Annotated in this window: 18 protein-coding genes; 15 read left to right on the plus strand and 3 right to left on the minus strand. The window is 45.7% G+C overall.

The features are described 5' to 3' along the window. Positions 1-4: 4 nt before the first annotated feature. The 6 genes from AC1S8V_RS09115 (at position 5) to AC1S8V_RS09140 (ending at position 6,653) form a co-directional block, all read left to right on the plus strand. Positions 5-958: a 4-hydroxy-3-methylbut-2-enyl diphosphate reductase gene (locus tag AC1S8V_RS09115; protein WP_482074434.1), complete on the plus strand. Its 954-nt coding sequence runs from the start codon at positions 5-7 to the stop codon at positions 956-958. A gap of 282 nt (positions 959-1,240) precedes the next feature. Further along, entirely contained in the window at positions 1,241-2,305 is a 1,065-nt protein-coding gene (gene aroF / locus AC1S8V_RS09120) for a 3-deoxy-7-phosphoheptulonate synthase (protein ID WP_036610039.1), read from the plus strand. Between the two features lie 413 nt (positions 2,306-2,718). Then, entirely contained in the window at positions 2,719-4,143 is a 1,425-nt protein-coding gene (gene glnA, locus AC1S8V_RS09125) for a type I glutamate--ammonia ligase (RefSeq protein WP_074094318.1), read from the plus strand. Between the two features lie 394 nt (positions 4,144-4,537). Beyond that, positions 4,538-5,626 carry a 3-phosphoserine/phosphohydroxythreonine transaminase gene (serC, locus tag AC1S8V_RS09130; protein ID WP_482073351.1) on the plus strand — a complete coding sequence of 363 codons (1,089 nt, stop codon included), beginning with the start codon at positions 4,538-4,540 and terminating at the stop codon, positions 5,624-5,626. Between the two features lie 137 nt (positions 5,627-5,763). Then, entirely contained in the window at positions 5,764-6,231 is a 468-nt protein-coding gene (gene trmL / locus AC1S8V_RS09135) for a tRNA (uridine(34)/cytosine(34)/5-carboxymethylaminomethyluridine(34)-2'-O)-methyltransferase TrmL (protein ID WP_211081130.1), read from the plus strand. A 167-nt stretch (positions 6,232-6,398) separates the two neighbouring features. Further along, on the plus strand, positions 6,399-6,653 hold the full coding sequence (locus AC1S8V_RS09140) for an AbrB/MazE/SpoVT family DNA-binding domain-containing protein (protein WP_036610032.1): 255 nt from the start codon (positions 6,399-6,401) through the stop codon (positions 6,651-6,653). A gap of 106 nt (positions 6,654-6,759) precedes the next feature. Here AC1S8V_RS09140 and AC1S8V_RS09145 read toward each other — a convergent pair whose 3' ends face one another. Continuing rightward, a complete protein-coding gene (locus tag AC1S8V_RS09145; RefSeq protein WP_482073352.1) occupies positions 6,760-7,671 on the minus strand; it encodes a serine hydrolase domain-containing protein in 912 nt (303 codons plus the stop codon). Between the two features lie 472 nt (positions 7,672-8,143). On the opposite strand from AC1S8V_RS09145, the gene AC1S8V_RS09150 reads away from it, so the two are divergent. From AC1S8V_RS09150 to AC1S8V_RS09175, 6 genes are all read left to right on the plus strand, one after another. Continuing rightward, complete coding sequence (locus tag AC1S8V_RS09150; protein ID WP_482073353.1) at positions 8,144-8,908, plus strand: alpha/beta hydrolase; 765 nt, start codon at positions 8,144-8,146, stop codon at positions 8,906-8,908. A gap of 11 nt (positions 8,909-8,919) precedes the next feature. Beyond that, positions 8,920-9,879, plus strand: a complete 960-nt coding sequence (locus AC1S8V_RS09155) for an ABC transporter permease (protein ID WP_215076918.1) — start codon at positions 8,920-8,922, stop codon at positions 9,877-9,879. Positions 9,880-9,897: 18 nt separating this feature from the next. Continuing rightward, positions 9,898-10,800 carry a carbohydrate ABC transporter permease gene (locus AC1S8V_RS09160; protein ID WP_315936721.1) on the plus strand — a complete coding sequence of 301 codons (903 nt, stop codon included), beginning with the start codon at positions 9,898-9,900 and terminating at the stop codon, positions 10,798-10,800. A gap of 53 nt (positions 10,801-10,853) precedes the next feature. Further along, entirely contained in the window at positions 10,854-12,449 is a 1,596-nt protein-coding gene (locus tag AC1S8V_RS09165; RefSeq protein ID WP_482073354.1) for a type 2 periplasmic-binding domain-containing protein, read from the plus strand. A 97-nt stretch (positions 12,450-12,546) separates the two neighbouring features. Further along, on the plus strand, positions 12,547-14,712 hold the full coding sequence (gene bglX, locus AC1S8V_RS09170; protein ID WP_482073355.1) for a beta-glucosidase BglX: 2,166 nt from the start codon (positions 12,547-12,549) through the stop codon (positions 14,710-14,712). 77 nt (positions 14,713-14,789) lie between these two features. After that, complete coding sequence (locus AC1S8V_RS09175) at positions 14,790-15,806, plus strand: LacI family DNA-binding transcriptional regulator (protein WP_482073356.1); 1,017 nt, start codon at positions 14,790-14,792, stop codon at positions 15,804-15,806. Positions 15,807-16,139: 333 nt separating this feature from the next. On the opposite strand, the gene AC1S8V_RS09180 is transcribed toward AC1S8V_RS09175, so the two are convergent. Both AC1S8V_RS09180 and AC1S8V_RS09185 read right to left on the minus strand, forming a co-directional pair. Then, the gene (locus tag AC1S8V_RS09180) at positions 16,140-17,204 is read right to left on the minus strand and encodes a phosphodiester glycosidase family protein (protein ID WP_482073357.1); all 1,065 of its coding nucleotides are present in this window, start codon (positions 17,202-17,204) and stop codon (positions 16,140-16,142) included. Next, on the minus strand, positions 17,201-17,611 hold the full coding sequence (locus AC1S8V_RS09185) for a uroporphyrinogen-III C-methyltransferase (protein ID WP_062833490.1): 411 nt from the start codon (positions 17,609-17,611) through the stop codon (positions 17,201-17,203). The genes AC1S8V_RS09180 and AC1S8V_RS09185 overlap by 4 nt, the downstream gene beginning before the upstream one ends. Before the next feature lie 439 nt (positions 17,612-18,050). Between AC1S8V_RS09185 and AC1S8V_RS09190 the strand changes: the two genes are divergently transcribed. From AC1S8V_RS09190 to AC1S8V_RS09200, 3 genes are all read left to right on the plus strand, one after another. Next, positions 18,051-18,707, plus strand: coding sequence for a response regulator (locus AC1S8V_RS09190; protein WP_482073358.1), 657 nt, complete (start codon positions 18,051-18,053; stop codon positions 18,705-18,707). 134 nt (positions 18,708-18,841) lie between these two features. Beyond that, positions 18,842-20,065 carry an aminotransferase-like domain-containing protein gene (locus tag AC1S8V_RS09195; protein WP_482073359.1) on the plus strand — a complete coding sequence of 408 codons (1,224 nt, stop codon included), beginning with the start codon at positions 18,842-18,844 and terminating at the stop codon, positions 20,063-20,065. Between the two features lie 187 nt (positions 20,066-20,252). Further along, positions 20,253-20,879 carry an FMN-dependent NADH-azoreductase gene (locus tag AC1S8V_RS09200; protein WP_482073360.1) on the plus strand — a complete coding sequence of 209 codons (627 nt, stop codon included), beginning with the start codon at positions 20,253-20,255 and terminating at the stop codon, positions 20,877-20,879. The last annotated feature ends 85 nt before the right edge of the window (positions 20,880-20,964 follow it).

The raw sequence follows: 20,964 nt of genomic DNA on the forward strand, positions 1-20,964 counted from the left end.
CCAAGTGGAAGTACTGCGAATTTCGCCGCGTGGATATTGTTACGGCGTTGTGGATGCGATGGTGCTCGCGCGTCAAGCGGCACGCAATCTGGATTTACCACGGCCTATTTATATATTAGGGATGATTGTGCATAACCAACATGTGACGGATTCCTTTGAAGATGAAGGCATTATTACATTGGATGGTCCGAACCGGATGGATATTTTGAGCCAAGTGGAGAGTGGCACGATTATTTTTACAGCTCACGGTGTATCTCCTGAAGTGCGTAAACTGGCAAGGGATAAAGGATTGACAACAGTGGATGCAACATGCCCTGATGTCACCAAGACACATGATCTCATTCGGGAGAAGACGGCAGAAGGTTATCAGATCATCTATATCGGCAAAAAGAATCACCCTGAACCAGAAGGTGCCGTAGGCGTTGCACCAGATCTCGTTCATCTGATCGAGAAGGAAGAAGAGATCGAAGAACTGAACGTACCTTCAGGCAAAATCCTTATTACGAATCAGACAACCATGAGCCAGTGGGATATCAAACACATTATGAGCCGTCTGCTGGAGAAGTTTCCAGGCGCAGAGATTCATAATGAGATTTGCCTCGCGACTCAGGTTCGTCAGGAAGCTGTCGCTGAACAGGCAGGTCAAGCAGATCTGGTTATCGTTGTGGGTGATCCTCGCAGCAATAACTCCAACCGTCTGGCACAAGTGTCGGAGGAGATTGCGGGTGTTACGGCCTACCGTGTATCCGATGTCTCAGAAATTCAGCAAGAATGGCTGAAAGGTGTAAACAAGGTGGCGGTTACTTCGGGTGCTTCAACTCCAACACCGATTACGAAGGAAGTCATCCTTTATCTGGAGCAGTATGAACATGACAAGCCGGAGACGTGGGAAATCAAGCGTACCGTGAACATGAGCAAATTGCTGCCGCCAGTCAGAGAAAAAACACGTACACCGTAGGGCAACGAAATGTAAGTGAGCGACAAAGACTTTAATCAATAAGATGTTAATTGAGAAGAACCCTGGTACACAGAACCGAATTCGGAGCCTGTGTACCGGGGTTCTTTTTGTATATGGATAAGGAATGTGGACCTTGACGCAAAAAGGGAACTATGATATATTCACTTTAGTGGATAAAAGCTTAAAAGCGAACAAGCGTTTAAGCGTGACAGAGTTTTATATTTAATCAGACGCACGTTAAGAAAGTATTGTGCTCTCATACAAGGAAGGATGGGAATTGATATGATCGTTATTGCAGGCAAAGCTACTCCGGAGGAACAGATTCAGGATATCGTTGCAGTTATCGAAAAAGAAGGGCTTCAGGTGCATATCTCTCGCGGAGAGGATCGTACCATCATTGGTCTAATTGGCAAAGTTGAACCTAAAATGCAAGAGCATCTTCGCCAAATGAAGGGTGTTGAGAATGTCGTTAAGATTTCAAAGTCCTACAAATTGGCGAGCCGTGACTTCCATCCGGAAGATACGGTGATCTCCATCAAAGGTGTAGATATCGGCGGAAAAGAACTTGTTGTCATGGGCGGACCATGTGCGGTTGAATCCGCTGCACAGATTGATGAGATTGCCGGGCTTGTGAAAGCTGCTGGCGGGCAAGTGTTACGTGGAGGTGCATTCAAGCCGCGTACAGGTCCTTACAGCTTCCAGGGAACGGGCGTAGAGGGATTGATCATGATGGCGGAAGCAGGCAAGAAACATGATCTGCTGACCATTACAGAAGTCATGACACCTGAGTATGTGGATATTTGCGCCGAGTACGCCGATATTCTGCAAGTAGGTACACGTAACATGCAGAACTTTGACCTGCTCCGCAAATTGGGCGAGTGTGGCAAACCGGTATTGTTGAAACGTGGCTTCAGTGCGACATACGATGAATTGTTGAATGCGGCTGAATACATTCTTGCAGGCGGTAACCCGAATGTCATGCTGTGTGAGCGTGGTATTCGTACGTTTGAATCCTACACACGAAATACGCTTGATCTGTCAGCGATCCCTGTTCTGCAGTCTCTGAGCCATTTGCCGGTTATTTCTGACCCGAGTCATGGTACTGGACGCCGTGAACTGGTGGAACCGATGACAAAAGCTTCCGTTGCTGCGGGTGCCAATGGTCTGATTATTGAAATGCATACCGATCCGGATAACTCCATGACAGGAGATGGTGTGCAGTCCTTGTTCCCTGATCAATTCGCCAACCTGCTGCAGGATCTGGAGAAATTGGCACCAATCGTGGGTAAATCATTCAGCACAGCCAAACAACCGGCAGAGTTTTTCCCGGCTCGTGTAGGCGTATAATTTAAGAATCATAGTCAAGAGTCTGGATCAATTCCGGGCATCTCCTGTGGTCGTGTTCATTGCGACGGAAGCAGGTGGATGTCCGGTTTTTTGTACATTTTGCAGTTTTGAACGTATTTATTAATCAATGGTGATAAGAAATATTTATGATGTGAAGTTTTTTCCATGATTTAGGATGTGAAAGGGGTCACTTTACCGCATTAAACCGGTTAAATGTATAGTAATTATGTTGTTATATGAATTTATCATATTTATAAAATGTGAGTATATCTAACATACTCACAAAAAATACCTTACATAAGTGTTGACGATGTCATGTTTCAGAATTTATAATGACGACAGAAAAAAATTCGAATTTAGACATTTTCTTAGTGGGGTTGTTTAATGTTCGGAATATTTGGGAGGACGAATACATGTCGGTTGAAAACGTATTGAAATCAATTCAAGAGAACAACATCGAGTGGGTAGATTTTCGTTTTGTAGATTTAGCTGGTCGTGCACATCACATCTCGTTGCCAGCTTCGGCTGTTGATGCAGACACGTTCGTAAATGGAGTAGCTTTTGACGGTTCTTCTATCCAAGGTTTCCGCGGAATTGAAGAGTCCGATATGGTTATGATGCCAGATCCTGAAGCGACTTATGTCGATCCGTTCACTGCACACCCTACATTGAATGTTATGTGTGATATCTTCACTCCGGATGGCGAGCGTTATGAGCGTGACCCACGTAGCATCGCTGTTAAAGCAGAAGCTTACTTGCAAGAGAGCGGTGTAGGTACAGCGGCATTCTTCGCACCTGAATCCGAGTTCTTCATCTTCGACGATGTACGTTATGAGAGCGGTACGAATAGCTCTTCCTACTATGTAGATTCTGAAGAAGCTTCATGGAACACGAACCGCAAAGAAGAAGGCGGTAACCTTGGCTTCAAAGTTCGCACTAAAGGCGGATATGTTCCAGTAGCTCCAGTCGATACACAACAAGATATTCGTAGCGAGATGTGTCGTCTTTTAGAGGAAGCTGGCCTGTCCATCGAGCGTCATCACCATGAAGTGGCGACAGCGGGTCAAGCCGAAATCAACTTCCGTTTTGATACACTGAAGAAAACAGCAGATAACCTGCTTGCATACAAATACATCGTGCACAACACTGCACGTCAATATGGTAAAGTTGCTACATTTATGCCAAAACCATTGTTTGGTGATAATGGTAGCGGAATGCACGTTCACCAATCCATCTTCGATGGCGATTCCCCATTGTTCTATGACAAAGCGGGATATGCTAACCTGAGTGAAATGGCTCTGCACTACATCGGAGGTATCCTGTACCATGCTCCGGCACTGATCGCTTTGACTAACCCTAGTACGAACTCGTTCAAACGTCTCGTACCTGGTTACGAAGCACCGGTAAACCTGGTTTACTCCAAAGGTAACCGTTCCGCAGCAGTTCGTATTCCGGTTGCAGCTGTGACACCAAAAGGTTGTCGTATCGAGTTCCGTACACCGGACTCCACAGCTAACCCGTACTTGGCATTCTCCGCAATGCTGATGGCTGGTCTGGATGGAATCAAACGTAAAATCAACCCAACTGAACTTGGATATGGTCCGCTCGATAAAAACATCTATGACCTGTCTGATGCAGATAAAGAAAACATCCGCAGTGTGCCAGCTTCTCTCGAAGAAGCACTGGATGCATTGGCAGCTGATAACGAGTTCTTGACTGAAGGCGGCGTATTCACAAAAGAATTCATTGAAAACTACATCAACCTCAAGCGTGATGAAGCAAAAGCAGTAGCCATTCGCATTCATCCGCACGAGTACAGCCTCTACTTCGACTGCTAATCGGTCGAGGTCGGAACAGTTCTTGTTCCAACTTAAAGCCTCCGGGACACGCTCTCGGAGGCTTTTCCTTGAATTAAACAATGTAGTGCTTTAACTTTGCAGGGTGATAAAGGAATTTGATGGCCTGAATTGAACACTTCAGTGCATATTGCCCTTGAAGCAGATAGAGAATACTGATATCATAGCGATAATATTTACTTTGAGTGCATTTTGCACAAATCCATAGAGCGACTTCCAATAAGTAAGATATAGATCGAAATGATTCAATTCGTCTATACGTTGGTTGGATCAGGATGCTTCTTCCTGTCCAACTCTTATACCCGTGAGCGATTCTAATCGAATTGTGTAAAATGCTGTTTGTATGTCAGTACGGATGGAAAGGGCGGGGGATTTTATGACAAAGAGAGCGTATAATTTTAATGCAGGACCTGCGGCGTTGCCACTTGAGGTACTGGAGCGTGCACAGGCGGAATTTGTAGATTTTCGTAACACAGGCATGTCGATTATGGAGATGTCTCACCGTGGAGCGGTGTACGAGTCTGTACATAATGAAGCTCAGGAGCGCTTGTTGTCGCTTCTAGGCAATCCAAAAGGTTACAAGGTTCTATTTCTGCAGGGCGGTGCAAGCACTCAGTTCGCGATGCTACCAATGAACCTGCTCGGGGAAGGGCAGACTGCAAGTTACGTGATGACTGGCAGCTGGGCCAAGAAGGCTCTGTCTGAGGCGAAGTTGATCGGCGAGACGCATGTTGCTGCATCTTCAGAAGCAGAGAAGTTCATGAAATTGCCGGATGTTTCAAATCTGAGTTTGCCGGAACGTACGGCTTATGTGCATCTCACTTCCAACGAAACAATCGAAGGTACGCAATTTAAGTCGTTCCCGGATACTGGTTCTGTACCTCTGATTGCGGACATGTCGAGTGACATCTTCTGTAAACCATTTGATCTCAATCAATTTGGCATGATCTACGCGGGTGCGCAGAAGAACTTGGGTCCATCCGGAATCACGGTTGTTATTGCTCGTGAGGAACTGGTGGGCGAATCACCCAAAACGATTCCAACGATGCTTCGTTACAGCACGCATGTAGATAATAACTCCCTATATAACACGCCACCTTCCTTCTCGGTATATATGGTGAATGAAGTGTTGAAATGGATTGAAGAACAGGGCGGATTGGCTGGTATGGAGCAAAAAAATAAGAAAAAAGCGGAATTGCTCTATAACACGATTGATTCTTCCGGTGATTTCTACCGTGGTTGTGTCGAACCAGAAGATCGTTCCCTGATGAATGTAACCTTCCGCCTTGCTTCTGAGGAACTGGAGAAGAAGTTCATCAAGGCATCGGAGGAAGAAGGATTCGTAGGTCTGAAAGGACATCGCAGTGTGGGTGGTCTTCGTGCCTCCATATACAATGCTGCTCCTTATGAGAGTGTTAAGGCGCTCACAGACTTCATGAACCACTTTCAGAAGACAAATGGATAACAGTATAGGTACTGTGTCATAGACCTTAGTGTCTAATCCTGTGCCTTACCAGAGCCTTCCACATTGACGTGTGGAGGGCTTTTCTTTAAGATTAGAGGGTTGTCGTCAACATGAAATGAAAAGGAGATTGAACACATATGGCTTTACACATCGTTCTGGTTGAACCAGAAATTCCGGCAAACACAGGAAATATTTCTCGTACTTGTGCGGCAACCGGCACCCATCTGCATCTCGTGCGTCCACTTGGATTTCGAACAGATGATGCTACATTGAAACGGGCAGGGCTGGACTACTGGCATGCCGTTCATATTGAATACCACGACTCGTTCGCCGAGGTTCAGGAAAAATATTCGGAAGGTCGTTTCTTCTACGCAACTACGAAGGCGAAGAACCGATACAGTGATTTTAATTTTCAGGATGGGGATTTCCTCGTCTTTGGTAAAGAGACTAAAGGCCTGCCGCCTGAATTAATTGCTGCCAATCCCGATACATGTATGAAAATGCCAATGACTGGTGATGTTAGATCATTAAATCTGTCGAATTCGGCAGCCATTATTGTGTATGAAGCATTACGCCAGCTCAATTTTCCGGGGTTAGAGGGATAAATTCAGGTTATTCATGCCGACTAGAATTCGGTAAAAAAACATTTTTCAAAAAAAAGTACAAAAAATGTTTATTTCCAGCAGGATTCGACAAAATCTTGGCGAATCTATAAACATAGTACAAATGTACCTAGAAATTTAGAGTAAGATAGGAGAGGTGTGCCGTAGCTATGAAGCCAGCTGGAGTAGTTCGCAAAGTTGACCAATTAGGTAGGATCGTATTGCCTAAATCTTTGCGTAAAAGGTATCAAATGAATGAGGGAGATCCTGTAGAGATTTTAGTACAAGGGGACCATATTATCTTGGAGAGATATCGTCCAAAATGTATTTTCTGCGGATCCATCGAGGAAGTCAACGAGTTCAAAGAGCGTTACATATGCGCACAATGTTTAGATGAAATGACTCAGCTTCCACAGCACGGGTAAGAAGTAACGCCATGGGGTTTTATGACTCCATGGCGTTTTTTTGTTTTAATATCTAGCGGATAGCATAATCTCAAAATGATAAAAAGATAAAATACGTAGACTAACGCTAGTTGTAAAGAGGTAAAACCTCATTCCATACGGTATTCAGGATGCCTTGCATATTCTCTTCCTCACTATTAATACATATGACAGCTTCCTTTGAGGGAACGACGACACACAATTGACCATAAGCTCCATCGGCGCGGTAAGCGCCATGAGAACACAACCAGAACTGATATCCGTATCCTTCTCCCCAATCACCACCTCCAGTCGTTTCGATCTGCCGGGACGTAGCCTGTCTGATCCAATCCGCAGGTACAAGCTGTGTGCCTTCCCAGAGGCCCTCCTGCAGCATTAACTGTCCAAATCGACTTAGTTCCTCATTGCTTATCCATAGACCAGCACAGCCGAGCGTTACACCGAGTGGAGAGGTTTCCCACTCTACATCATGAATGCCAAGCGGCTCAAATAACCGTGGAGTCAGGTAATCTTTCACGGTTTGGCCGGTAGCAGCCTGCAGCATGGCCGAGATCATAAAGGTATCACCACTGCTATATGTAAATTGTTCTCCAGGCATCCGGTCCAGAGGCAGAGACATGTAATATTTTGCCCAGTCCTTCTCGGTCAAAGAAGCGCGTTCATCAGCCCAAAGAGGCGGCGAGTCATGGCCTGAAGACATTCGGAGAAGATCGCGTAACTTTAGTTCCTTCGGAGAGGGGAGATTGTGCTGTGCAATGGGTATATCATTATAGGCGAAATAATCACCAAGTGTAGCATCCAGATGTAACAGACCTTCTTCAATCGCAAGACCAACGGCCATGCTGGTGAAGGATTTACTGATGGAATGTTGTACCCGTCGCTGATCCCCGTCCCTGTCCCAATGGGCAAGCAAATGCCCTTTTTGTAATATGCGAATGGAGAAAACGTTCAATTGTTGTTCTGTAATTGTTTGAACGAAGCCTTTGAGTTGTATAGACATATTAACCTCCCTAATATCAGGTGAAACCTGAGTAAAATCGGTTGGTGAAACGTTTCCGTAATTTGAGTGTAAAATCAGAACCCATGTTAGTATAAACCTGGTTGGGTGTCAATTAGAGTTGTAATAGCACTGACTAAAATTTCATTTTTTCGCAATAATAGTGTCTTTGGGCGCAAATTTAGACTTGAAAAAGCATTTTTTCGAGAAAATAACGCGAAATTTGTAAAAAGGTTATTGACAGGATTTACTCATCGGGCTTATGATTTATTCGAAACGATTCGAAGAAATCGCTTCCACATTAAAAGTGTTGTAATGAAGTCCACGTGGATCAACGTTGGCTATGTTTTGAAACGATTCGAGAAAATCGTTTCGATAACCCATCGTAATACAAGGGAATCTACAACAGCCTGCAATCCAACGCCAGAGAAGCGAGTGAGTAAAGACAGCAGGCGATGATGAGAGGGGTTACATTATGGCGCATATAACGATCGAAACCGGATCGCCAACCTTATGCATGAATACCAGCATACATGTTGTGTCCAGTGACTCCGGAGAGACTTCAGGCGGTACACTATATCTGTTGCACGGGGCAGGCGATAATGCGAGTACCTGGCAGCGGTTAACCACAATTGAGATGTATGCAGCGCAATATGGCTGTACTATCATTATGCCGGAAGCGAATCGAAGCTATTACACCGATATGGAATACGGCCTGAATTACTTCCACTACATCACTCAGGAGTTACCTGAAATATGCAAGCGTCTGCTCAATCTGAATCCTGATCCGGAGAAAACATACGTCGCCGGTTTATCCATGGGTGGATATGGTGCACTGAAATGTGGACTAACTTATCCAGAGCGATATCGCAAAGTAGTGTCTCTATCCGGCGTAACGGATATCCAGACACGACTTCGTGATCCCCATATGCCAGCGACCATGATCAAGGAAATGAAAGCGGTTTTTGGAGAACGTTTACAGGTGAAAGCCGATCAGGATATTTACGCGCTGTCGGCCAAGCTGCTTGAACAGGGTGTTCCTTTACCGGATATCCTCAGTTGCTGTGGCGATAGTGACCCCTTCGTAGAGATGAATCGCGACTATGCGAAATACATGCAGGGGACTACCTTTGATTTTCGGTATGTGGAGACGCCGGGGGCTCATGAATGGAGATTTTGGGAGCACCACCTGAGAACGATGTTTGATTTTCTGTACAACGACAAGACCATAGTAGAGTGAGGAGATGCAATGTGAAACCTGCAGCCGAAGGACCTAGCAAAAAGCTGAAGGGAAACGTGAAGGGCAATTCGCTCTGGACTGAAATCTGGAAGCACCGAATGACATACACCCTGCTTATTCCGGGGCTTGTCTGGCTAATCCTGTTTGCCTACATGCCAATGGGCGGCCTGTCTCTGGCGTTCAAAGATTACAAGGCTAATCTGGGAATCTGGGGAAGTCCATGGAGCGGATTCGAGAACTTCAAATATGTTTTCCGTGATCCAACCTTTATCGACGCAGTATGGCGTACGCTGTACATCAATATTCTAAAGCTGATTATCCAATTCCCGTTCCCGATTATTCTGGCGTTGTTGCTGAATGAACTGCGGATGCGCAGAGGGAAAAAGTGGTTCCAAACCGTACTTACGTTCCCGCACTTCCTGTCCTGGATCATCGTATCCGGGGTAGTCATCAATGTGCTGGCATATGACGGACTGGTAAACAGCGCGCTCGGATTACTCGGATTGCCAACGATTAACTTCCTGGGGTCTGAATCCAACTTTGTACCAATGTTGCTGTTGACTGATATTTGGAAATCAAGTGGATGGGGCGCGATTATATTCCTAGCTGCCATTTCCGGTATTGATCAGGATCAGTATGAATCAGCACAGATTGACGGGGCTTCCCGTATGCAACAGATGTTCAAAATTACTTTACCGAACATCCTTCCAACCATCACAATCATGTTTATTCTGTCGGTTGGTGGATTGATGTCTTCCGGGTTTGACCAGATCTTCAACTTGGCAAATGCCGCTACCAAAAATGTATCGGAAGTACTCGATGTATATATCTATCGGATTACGTTCCAGTCATCAACCGATTTCTCATTCTCGACAGCGGTCAGCTTGTTCCGTTCCCTGGTGAATATGGCCTTGCTGCTTCTTGCTGACAGATTTGCCAAGTGGCTTGGCGGAGACGGTTTGTTCCGATAAGAGAGGAGGAAAAATGAGATGAGCAAGAAAGCTAACAAAAAACCGAGAATTGGTACAGAAAAAATGACACTTCTCGATTACATTATTTTTGCCGTATTACTAGTGCTTGCCCTGATGATCCTGATTCCGTTCTGGAATGTCATCATGATCTCGTTTGCAACACAAAAAGAATATGCTGACAATCCATTTTTGATGTTCCCTAAAGAATGGACATTGGATTCCTACAAGGCATTGTTCGCTGACGGAACGATTCTGTCGGGGTACAAAAATACAATTATATTGCTAGTCATTGGCTTGCCACTCAGCTTGTTCCTGACAACAAGCATGGCATATGGCCTTAGTCGTAACAAATTTCCGTTTAAGAAATTTCTCTTTTTCCTGGTACTGTTCACCATGATCTTTAATGGTGGTATCGTACCACTGTACCTGATCATGAAATCACTTCATCTTACAGGTACGCTGTGGTCCGTTATCCTGGCGGGAAGCTTCAGTGCTTTTAACATGATTCTGATGATGAACTACTTCTACACCTTGCCTGAATCACTCATGGAATCGGCGAGACTGGATGGAGCCGGAGAGTGGAGAATTTTGTTCTCTGTTGTTCTTCCGCTGGCTACACCAATTATGGCTACAATCACGTTGTTCTACGGTGTGGCTTACTGGAACAGTTGGTATGATGCGATGATATTCCTTCGAAAAGCGGATCAGTTACCGCTCCAGAATGTACTCAGAAACATTATCGTGACATCTCAGACGAATGCATCCAATGCATCCAGTGTGGATGCAGCCCAGGCAAGCAACTTCTCAATGGGCATGAAGATGGCAGCCGTATTTGTCACCATGGTACCAATTATGTGTTTCTTCCCAATGCTGCAAAAACACTTTGCCAAAGGGGTATTAACAGGGGCAATCAAGACCTGATATACGTATAGGATTTTGCAATAAAATTCTACTAAAAAACATGGGGGTAAAACATGAAAACGAACAAAAAGTTGTCAGTAAGAGCTCTCTTTGCCATCACGCTTAGTGTAGTTATGCTGATGGTGACCGCTTGTTCCAGCCAAGGAGCTTCAGGTGGTAACGAAAAAGATGCAGAGGGAAATTACAAAGACAACCTGACCATCTCTGTAGCTAACCTGACAGAAATCAAAAACGGGAACCTGGATAATGACTTCCACAAGTTCTGGACAGACAAATTTAATTTAACATGGGACTACAACTATATCGATTGGGATTCATGGGGCGAGAAGCTTCGTCTGTGGATTAACTCTGGTGACTTGCCGGATGTAGCGGTATGGAACTACGTACATGGCGATGCCATTAACAGCATTGAACAAGGTTTGTTCTACAAATTCCCGGATGACTGGAAGGAACGTTGGCCTAACGTGGCGGCAGCTTACAATTTGACGGGTCTTGGAGACAAGTTGGAAGAATTGACGGGTGGAACATATGTCCTGCCTAGACCAATCTACTTCGAGAACAAACCAGCTGACCCACTGACGAACCAAATTGGTGTCATTGCGCTTCGTAAAGACTGGGCTGAAGCGGTTGGTTTTGAACTGAAAGATGCTTATACAACAACCGAATTGAACGAATATGCTGCGCTAGTGAAAGAAAAAGATCCAGGCAAAGTGGGTAACAAACTTGTACCTCTGTCCTACAATGCGGCAGATGCCATGACAAACATGATTATGCCGAACAGTGTGCATGCCATGACTGACTCTCCATTCTACAAAGGTGAAGATGGCCAGTTCCACTGGGGGCCTTCGGATCCTGAGACACTTACAGGTCTGAAATTGATGCAAAAAGCATATAAAGATGGACTGCTTAACCCTGAGTTCTACACTTGGAAAAACAATGAAGGTCAAAATAACTTCAAAGTAACAGGTACAGCTGCAGTTACAAGTCTGGGCGGACTGGCTTCGTACAGACAAGGTCTGGACTCGGATATGAAGAAAAATCTGGGTGTGAGCAGTGATGATTTGGTCCACACAGCAATTGTTCTTGGAGACGACGGAAAATACCGTAACTTGGAGCAAGCAAACTTCTGGTCCGCACTGATCTTCAACCCTGAAATCAGCGATGAGAAATTCGAACGGATCATGGATCTGATCGATTACTCCGCAACAAAAGAAGGACAGTTGCTCATCAACATGGGCTTTGAAGGAACAGATTGGAAATACGATGAGAACCAGGAACTGGTTAGCTTGTTGCCAGAAGGAACAGTATTGGAAGACAAATATCCAGCACGTTTCGAAGGTCTGTACCTGCTCGGTGACGACTTCAGTGTTGTAAACCCTGCAATCAAAAAAGATTACCGTGATAGAGCCGTGAAATTGTTCGAAGAAAAAGCAAAACTCGGTACAGAAGGCAAATCACTTGCAGCATATGATTGGGATGTCAACCTGTACGATTCCAAAGCTAAGAGTCAAGCTTCATTCGATTACCAGAACGAATATGCCAACCTGATCCTGAAAAGCGGAGATCTGGAGGCGAACTGGAAAGAATGGGTGAACAGTAAAATGTCCCTGGTTCAACCTTATCTGGATGAGCTAAACGAGAAATTCTAGTAATCGTTCAGTAATTAATTTTGAACCCGGTGCGCGGTCTCTCCCCGAACGCAGCCGGGTTCTTTATTTCAACAACATGTAGTGGAGGATGTTATTAATGAATAACGAGCAGTTGCTAGACCTGGTGAAACAGATGACATTGGAGGAAAAAACAGCACAGCTTCTTCAGTTGACCGCCAACTTTTATGAAGGAACGAATGTTGAAGGTCAGATCACAGGACCGATGGAAGAGATGGGAATCACGGAGCAGTCCGTGGATGCCAGTGGCTCCATTCTGGGGTTGTCCGGTGCACAGGCCATCATTGATGTACAGCAAGCTTATTTGAAGAAAAGTCGTCTGGGCATTCCACTCTTGTTCATGGCTGACGTTGTACATGGATTTAAAACCATTTTCCCGATTCCGCTGGCGATTGGTTGCTCATGGGATACCGAACTCGCTGAGAAAAGCGCTGAAATTGCAGCACGTGAATCGGCTGTATCCGGTTTGCATGTAACCTTTGCACCAATGGTGGATCTGGTTCGTGACCCGCGCTGGGGCCGTGTCATGGAGACGACAGGAGAAGATCCTTATCTGAACAGTTTGTTTGCGGCTGCGTTCGTACGTGGGTATCAAGGAGATAGCTTGAAAGATGAGCCGGAGCGTCTTGCAGCTTGTGTTAAACATTTTGCAGCTTATGGAGCGGCTGAGGGTGGTCGGGATTACAATACGGTGGATATGTCCGAGCGTAACCTGCGTGAGTACTATTTGCCAGCGTACAAAGCAGCATTGGATGCGGGTGTGGAAATGGTCATGACTTCGTTCAATACAGTCGACGGTATTCCGGCGAGCGGCAACGAAAAGCTGATGCGCGGTATATTGCGTGACGAGTGGGGCTTTGATGGCGTACTGATCTCGGATTGGGCTTCCATTCGCGAGATGATTGCCCATGGCGCTGCGGAAGATGACCGTGAAGCGGCATATCGTGCCATTCGCGCAGGGGTGGATATGGAGATGATGACACCTTGTTATGTGCATCATCTGCCTGAGCTGATTGAGAGCGGTGAAGTGGAAGAGGAGCTCATTGATGAAGCCGTTCTGCGAATTTTGCAACTGAAAGAAAAGCTGGGATTGTTCGACAACCCACTGCGTGCAGCTGATCCGGAACGTGAGCGCGAGATTGTGTTCTCCAAAGAGCACCGTCAGGTATCGTATGAACTGGCAACGAAATCAGCTGTTCTGTTGAAAAATGATGGCGACGTTCTTCCGCTTCAGCCGGAAGCTAATGTAGCCCTTATTGGTCCTTTTGCACAGAGTCCAGACATTCTGGGTTGGTGGTCCTGTGAAGGAGTTAAGGAAGATGCAGTCAAGCTGGGAACAGCTCTGCAAGAGCGTCTGACGGGTGGGAAAGTTCAATTTGCCCAAGGCAGTGATGTTCATACCATTACAGCTGAGCAGATTGCTGAAGCTCTGGAAGTGGCAAGCAAAGCAGATTTAATTGTTCTCGCTCTGGGTGAAGACTCCGAGATGAGCGGAGAAGGTGGCTCACGTACGGATATTCTTTTGCCAGCGGCCCAATTGGAATTGGTTAAACAGCTCAAAACAGCAGGGAAACCTATTGCCACCGTTATTTTCAATGGCCGTCCATTGGATCTGCATGGTGTAATCGATGAATCGGATGCTGTTCTTGAAGCCTGGTTCCCGGGTAGTGAAGGCGGAGCTGCGATTGCAGATGTTCTGACAGGTGTAGTGAATCCATCTGCACGTCTGACCATGTCCTTCCCGCAATCCGTAGGTCAGATTCCGGTCTATTACAACCATTTCAATACAGGCCGTCCACTGAACCCGGAGAAGACGGAAGAACGTTATGTATCCAAATACATTGACAGCCCCAATGAACCTTTGCTTCCATTCGGTTATGGTCTCTCGTACACTTCATTCGCTTATGGTGATCTTGAAGTCTCAAGTAACGAGTTGACTGTTAATGAGTCTTTGAGTATCCAGGTACGTGTAACGAACACAGGTGAGCGCGCAGGAGTGGAGACTGTTCAGTTGTATGTTCGTGATGTAACGGGGGAGGTGGTTCGTCCTATGCGTGAGTTGAAAGGATATGTGAAACTTGCACTTGCGCCAGGCGAGAGTGGTACAGCCACGTTTACATTAAATGAAGAACAGCTTCGTTATCACCATTCCGACTTAAGTCATCGCAGTGATCGAGGCGAATTCCATATTCTTGTTGGTCCGAACAGCAGGGATACCCAAAAGAAATCATTCCGACTCGTGTAATCCGATGGATGGAAAGAGTAATGTGTCAGGCCTTTCGCTACGGAAGGCCTGATAAACATAACAGGGGAGCGAAGAATGTGGTCAGTATCAAGGATATCGCCAAAAAGGCGGGAGTTTCTATCTCCACCGTGTCATATGCGCTGAATGGCAGCAACAAAGTAACCGATGAGACGAGTTCCAAAATTTTGGCCATTGCCAAAGAGTTGAACTATGTTCCAAATGCTGCTGCAAGAACACTGAAGAAGAGGGAATCCAAAATTCTGGGTGTATTCTTGACCGATTTTAGCGGAGATGTATATGGGGACTTGCTGAGTGGCATGAAAGCCGTATGTAATGCTCAAGGTTATGACCTGATCGTGTGCAGCGGTAAACAATCCCATCGCATGCTTCCGGAACGGATGATTGATGGTGCGATCATTCTGGATCATACGTTTGCAAGTGAGGAACTGATGCAGTATGCCGATCGAGGGCACAAAATCGTTGTACTGGATCGGGAGATGGATCATCCCAACATTAATCAGGTTCTGCTGGATAACAAAGCCGGGGCGACACTTGCCATGGAGCATTTGATTGAACAGGGACATAAGAAGATCTATGTGGTGACAGGACCGGAAGGTTCGTTTGACTCTGTGCAGCGGTTGAAGGCTGTAAGACAGGTCGCGGAACGGGAAGCTGATGTGGAATGGATTGAGATCACGGGGGATTTTGAGAAGAGTGGTGGAGAACGAGCCGCTGATCAGATTGTACAGGTATATGATGGACCTGCAGCTGTATTCTGCCTCAATGATGAGATGGCTATTGGCCTGTGTGATCGTCTGGCAGAAAGTGTACTTGGTGTTGGTCAGGAGATTGATGTCATCGGATTCGACAATATTGAACTGAGCAAATACGTACAGCCGAGATTGGCAAGCATTGATTATTCCAAACGCAAGTGGGGATCACTCGCTGCTGAACAATTAATCAAGATTATTGCTGGAGAACCCGTCGACCATGAACGGATTTACGTGACACTGGTTGAGGGTGGGTCGGTGAGTGGACCCAATCAGTCTGATTCTGTGATACCAATGCGGAATGACCGGGCGGTTAGCTATTGATCCCGAGTTTGCGTCTCGTGACAGGATTGATATATCAACCGGTACAGCAAGAGACAAGGCTTAGAAGAATTGAAGCATTCTTTTAAGCCTTGTCTCTTGCTATTTCAAGGATAAAGCATTAAAAAAAGCCTCTCCGGAGAGAGGCTTGGCCTTTACAAGCCTTTTGTCTTGTCATTGTTGTAGGATGAAGTGAGAATGCCTGTAATGAAGAGAGTCAAAACGATTGCAATAATCCAGAATGTCAGTGAAAATGACATACCCTTCGCACCTCCTGCACAAGCTCATTTTCTTCTATTATAACCATTATAGGTAGAAAAGAAATGCTTCGTTCTATTATTTGTAAAATAAAAAGTGAGTAGGCACCGGTCTGAGGCTGCCATCCGAAGGGTTATTCACAACCCGATTATTCAGAATAAGCGAGGAAGATCCACCGCCATCCAGATTATACGCATCGATGACCCCAAGCTTGTACATCCGTCCTTGCAACTCTTCAAGGGTAGCACCGGAACTTCCGCCTTCATTATATCCATCGACCACAATGATCAATAACTGGTCGTCCTTATAATTGCCGATGACCGTACGTGGTGCTCGTTTGGGTGATACCTTCCACTTGTCCGGAATCGCGGTTTTGTGTCCATTCTGTAGCAGCACCGGTACAAACGTAGCCCCAAATTGCGGTTGCAGGCGATCAAGGGAGTTTTTGTCGAAGAACTTGCCTCCGACCAGCTTGCCGGCATCGTTAAGTCCTACAAAGAACAGATCTTTGAAACTGGCTTGAAACCCGTTTACGTATTTTCCGTCCATAACGGTTGTGCTAAGTGGATAACGTTTGCCGCCACTGTCAGCAAATCCGCCTGCGTTGATCCCGGCAATTGCACCGTTACGCTTCACAGCTTGCATGGTCGTCTCAGACCGTCCAGATTCGCTATCCAGAGCCATTTGCATGGCCGTAGGATCTTTTAGTTTGATCTTCATGGCATAGCCCTTATAGCTGCCAGGATTCACTCGGTACATTTCAATTGTCAGCCGATCACTGTCTACCCGTTCAAATGGAACGCCCAGCTTGGCTGAGATTCGCTTGTTATAAATGGCTTCTGGGCGATCCGCCTGAGCAGTAGCCTTCTGCACAAGTGTAGACATCGTACTCGTTGTTTTATTATAGAGCTGTGTCGTTCTTTTAATAGAAGAAGAAGTCTGGACAGCAGCGTCTTTTGCCCCCGCAAGCTCTTGGCTAATTGCTTGGGTCCGGGGTGTAATTGTATCCTCTGACAGTTCGGCAGGAATCAAACCTCCGGGTTCAAGCGGAGGACGAAGCAGCAGCAGACATAATATCAATCCAACAAAAGGAGCGAGTGCAAGCATAAAAAAACGATTAACCTGTTTGACGGGTGTAATCATTTGAGCAGGTCCATCTTTTTCTGGAGAGTCTCCAGTTGTTTTTTGACTTCGCTCAGCTGGGTATACAGTTTGTTGCTGTTATCTGTTTTGTCACTTGCATTATCCTTGGTAAAAGTCAGCAATTCATTGAAGGATTGCACCTGTCCTTGCAGGTCCGCGACTTCCTTCGATATCGTTGTTAGCTGCTTTTCGTAGTCGGTTTTTAGTGCTGCAATCTGCTGCTGATTATGTGCTTGAAGCTGGTTAATCATCTGTTGCTGGAGATGGTTACTATAATAGTATGTTCCAACGACTCCTAGTGCAATGAGAACAATCCACATTACCAGAAACAGCTTGATTGAAGATCCGGCCTTGCCTTTGGCGCTCCGGGTGTGATGGATGTCAGAGGGCGGGGCAGATGGTTTCATATCATCACTCCTGGTCATTTATAGGTACAAAAAATTTTCCAGTCCTCATTCTATCATGCCCCTATTGATTACGCAAAAATGAAATTCTTTACTTAATAGAGTAAAAAGAGATTGCATCGGAAGGAAGTCCTAGGATACAATTTCTTATAGATGCAATAAGTAGGAACTTTGGGCAGGTTTTTCGACTTTTTTAGATAGAAATGCAGGAAATTTATACTATATTTTGACCTTTTCGGGTATGGGAAGATGAACGTCATGGTGTTTTTATAACAAAATACAGTGAGAATAGAGCTTTTTTATCGGCTGCATCCTGTGTTTTTCTGTTTTTCGACATAATCCGACCTATGCTTCTTCTATACTCGGACTGTCGCATAGACGATGGAATCATCATGACAGAAGCTAGAAGTTATTTGTCCAATACATAACAGGGGGAACAACAATGAAAAAAGTATGGCAGGTGGTCATCGTAGATATCCACCCCACCAGCATGCTCGGTACAAAATTGATTTTGGAAGAGCAGCAAGATCTGACGGTACGTGGTATGACTTCGACCGGAACAGAAGGGCTCGATCTGGTGAATATTCACCAGCCTGATCTGATTCTGATGGATTATCGTCTTCCGGAGGGCCAGGCAGATCAATATATTGCCCAGATGAAGAATCTGTCGGCTCACAGTCACATCATCATTTTGACGGATGAAGACAATGTGAAGCTGTTTCGTCATCTGATGAGTCTTGGTGCAAGCGGCATGTTATCCAAACAGGCTTCCCCTAGCCAGCTGATTCATCTGATCTCTGGGTTACGTGAGGGCCATGTATCCATTCCATTGTCGTGGTTAAACAGTGCGGAGTGGGCGCAACCCGTGGAGTCTCCGACAGAAGCACGTGTAATTGAATTAACAGAAACCGAAACTTTTATCATGGAAAGAATTGTTCAGGGTGTAACCTATGATAAAATAGCGAATGAGATCAACGTTAGCAGACGTTCCATTGATAATTATCTGCGTAAAATATACGTGAAGCTGGAAGTAAACAGTAGAGCACAGGCCATTGAACGTTATGCCTTGCATGCAAGACAAACGAAGACGGGATCCTGACGAACCAGGTATGTTCTTCTAACATCACAACAGGTCAGGTGTGCATCCGGTCATATTCGATGGCAAGCAGGAATAGGTTGTAGGGCTGCGGACTGCGAGTTCAGTTTCGATAGGGATGAAAGGGGATCGGATCGATGAAATATTTCTTTGCTTCCCGTACCAACAGGCTGTTGTCATCACCGCTGAGGGATATACGTGAGATGTCTGGCAGGGATTATTTCATTTCTCTGGCAGAGGAATTGCCTGCGGAGGAGTTGTTTCCTTTCAAATTGCTGGAAGAAGCAGCGGTGTCTGTCTTTAGTTCAGGCCCTTCTGCATTGCAATATGGAGAGCCTGCAGGCTACACACCCTTAAGAGAGTGGCTGAACAAAGACTGGAATGCACGCAAAGGCATACGAACGGTACCCGAGCAAATTCTGTTGACCACTGGTACCCAGCAGGCCATCGATCTGGTGATGCGTCTATTGCTTGAGCCAGGGGACTCCGTACTGGTTGAACATCCTACATCTCCAGGCTGTCTTGAGGTTCTGGAAATGCAAGGAGCCAAGATCGTGCCCGTGATGGGTGATCGGGACGGGATACTGCCTGACCTTTTGGAGCATCACATGCAGCAGGTGAGACCGAAGCTGCTTTTTGCTGCACCCAGTTTCTCGAATCCGACCGGTGCTTTGTGGAGTATGGAGCGGCGGGAGGCTGTCCTTGAGCTATGTTCGCGTTATGGTGTACTGCTTGTGGAAGATGATTCTTACGGAGAGCTCCATTTCGATGGCCTTGAGCCAACGGAATTCTATCGTAAATATCCTTCACTCTTTGCACTGGATACTGCAGATCAGGGTGGACATGTTCTCTACATTGGTTCGTTCAGCAAAACGGTAGCGCCCGCTCTTCGAACCGGATGGGCCGCTGGACATCCCGTGTTAATTCAGGCTATGGCCTCAGTTAAACGGATTGCAGATGGTCAGTCCAGTCCGATGAATCAGCGGCTGTTGTATCAGTTGCTTGCCCATTCCCCTTTTCGTTGGAGTGATCACCTATCGATGTTGAATCGGGAGTATAAAACAAGACTCAAACTGATGCTTGAACTGTTGAAGAGACCGGGCTGGAAAGGGTGTCAGTACAACATCCCTGAGGGTGGAATGTATCTGTGGGTACAGTTGCCGGAAGGATTGGATAGTGGCGCTCTGCTTAAGGCTGCTCTGCCCAAAGGTGTATCTTTTCTTCCTGGATCGCTATGCTCCACAGGTGTACAGGATCAACGCTACATTCGATTGAACTTTAGCCATCCGGGCAGGGATGAATTGCTGCTCGGCATGAACCTGATCAGTGAATCCATATCCGAATTTACGGCTCGCAGCTGAGTCGGATCAAAATAGATTGTAGCAAAATTCAAATGAGTTTATGAACATAGTGATTACGTTATTGCATCCACTAACATTTTTATATATAATATGAATTAATGAGTTGTTGGTTTCTTTATATAAGCTGCAATTGTGGTGAGTTCAGAAAAAACACTCATATATTTTATCTAACGGGGGAAAATTCAACATGTCTAATATTTTATTCGTAAAAGCAAATGACCGTCCTGCAGATCAAGCAGTCAGCGTTAAATTGTACGATGCATTCTTGAGCGCATACAAAGAGTCCCACCCAGGTGACACAGTTACTGAGTTGGATCTCTACAATACAGATATTCCTTACTACGGCAACACTGTAATTATGGGTGGCTACAAAGCAGCAAATGGCATTGAAGCTACTGCAGAAGAGCAAAAAGCTGCAGCATTGGCTGCACAATTGCAAGATCAATTCCTTGCAGCTGATAAAGTGGTATTTGCATTCCCGCTCTGGAACTTCACTGTTCCTGCTCCACTGGTGAACTACATTTCCTACCTGAGCCAAGCTGGTAAAATGTTTAAATACACAGCTGAAGGCCCTGTAGGTCTCGTAGGCGACAAAAAAGTGGCATTGCTGAACGCACGTGGTGGCGTTTATTCCGTAGAGCCAATGGCTTCTGTTGAAATGTCTGTTAAATATGTAACTAACGTATTGGCTTTCTGGGGTATCCAAAACCCTGAGCTGGTTATCGTTGAAGGACATAACGCTGCTGCAGATCGTGCTGAAGAAATCGTTACTGCTGGTCTGAAATTGGCTTCCGAAGTAGCTGCAAGCTTCTAATAGCAATCATCTATAGAACACACAAAAAACACCTGTAGTCTCCAGTGGAGATTACAGGTGTTTTTGCATTCTCATTTTTTCGCAT

It is taken from the genome of Paenibacillus sp. B46(2026), assembly GCF_056786355.1.

Bases quoted from the DNA above. Each gene is read 5' to 3' on its own strand.
- aroF (WP_036610039.1), top strand. From the start codon at position 1,241: ATGATCGTTATTGCAGGCAAAGCTACTCCGGAGGAACAGATTCAGGAT.
- glnA (WP_074094318.1), top strand. From the start codon at position 2,719: ATGTCGGTTGAAAACGTATTGAAATCAATTCAAGAGAACAACATCGAG.
- serC (WP_482073351.1), top strand. From the start codon at position 4,538: ATGACAAAGAGAGCGTATAATTTTAATGCAGGACCTGCGGCGTTGCCA.
- trmL (WP_211081130.1), top strand. From the start codon at position 5,764: ATGGCTTTACACATCGTTCTGGTTGAACCAGAAATTCCGGCAAACACA.
- AC1S8V_RS09140 (WP_036610032.1), top strand. From the start codon at position 6,399: ATGAAGCCAGCTGGAGTAGTTCGCAAAGTTGACCAATTAGGTAGGATC.
- AC1S8V_RS09145 (WP_482073352.1), bottom strand. From the start codon at position 7,671: ATGTCTATACAACTCAAAGGCTTCGTTCAAACAATTACAGAACAACAA.
- AC1S8V_RS09150 (WP_482073353.1), top strand. From the start codon at position 8,144: ATGGCGCATATAACGATCGAAACCGGATCGCCAACCTTATGCATGAAT.
- AC1S8V_RS09160 (WP_315936721.1), top strand. From the start codon at position 9,898: ATGAGCAAGAAAGCTAACAAAAAACCGAGAATTGGTACAGAAAAAATG.
- AC1S8V_RS09165 (WP_482073354.1), top strand. From the start codon at position 10,854: ATGAAAACGAACAAAAAGTTGTCAGTAAGAGCTCTCTTTGCCATCACG.
- bglX (WP_482073355.1), top strand. From the start codon at position 12,547: ATGAATAACGAGCAGTTGCTAGACCTGGTGAAACAGATGACATTGGAG.
- AC1S8V_RS09180 (WP_482073357.1), bottom strand. From the start codon at position 17,204: ATGATTACACCCGTCAAACAGGTTAATCGTTTTTTTATGCTTGCACTC.
- AC1S8V_RS09185 (WP_062833490.1), bottom strand. From the start codon at position 17,611: ATGAAACCATCTGCCCCGCCCTCTGACATCCATCACACCCGGAGCGCC.
- AC1S8V_RS09190 (WP_482073358.1), top strand. From the start codon at position 18,051: ATGAAAAAAGTATGGCAGGTGGTCATCGTAGATATCCACCCCACCAGC.
- AC1S8V_RS09195 (WP_482073359.1), top strand. From the start codon at position 18,842: ATGAAATATTTCTTTGCTTCCCGTACCAACAGGCTGTTGTCATCACCG.
- AC1S8V_RS09200 (WP_482073360.1), top strand. From the start codon at position 20,253: ATGTCTAATATTTTATTCGTAAAAGCAAATGACCGTCCTGCAGATCAA.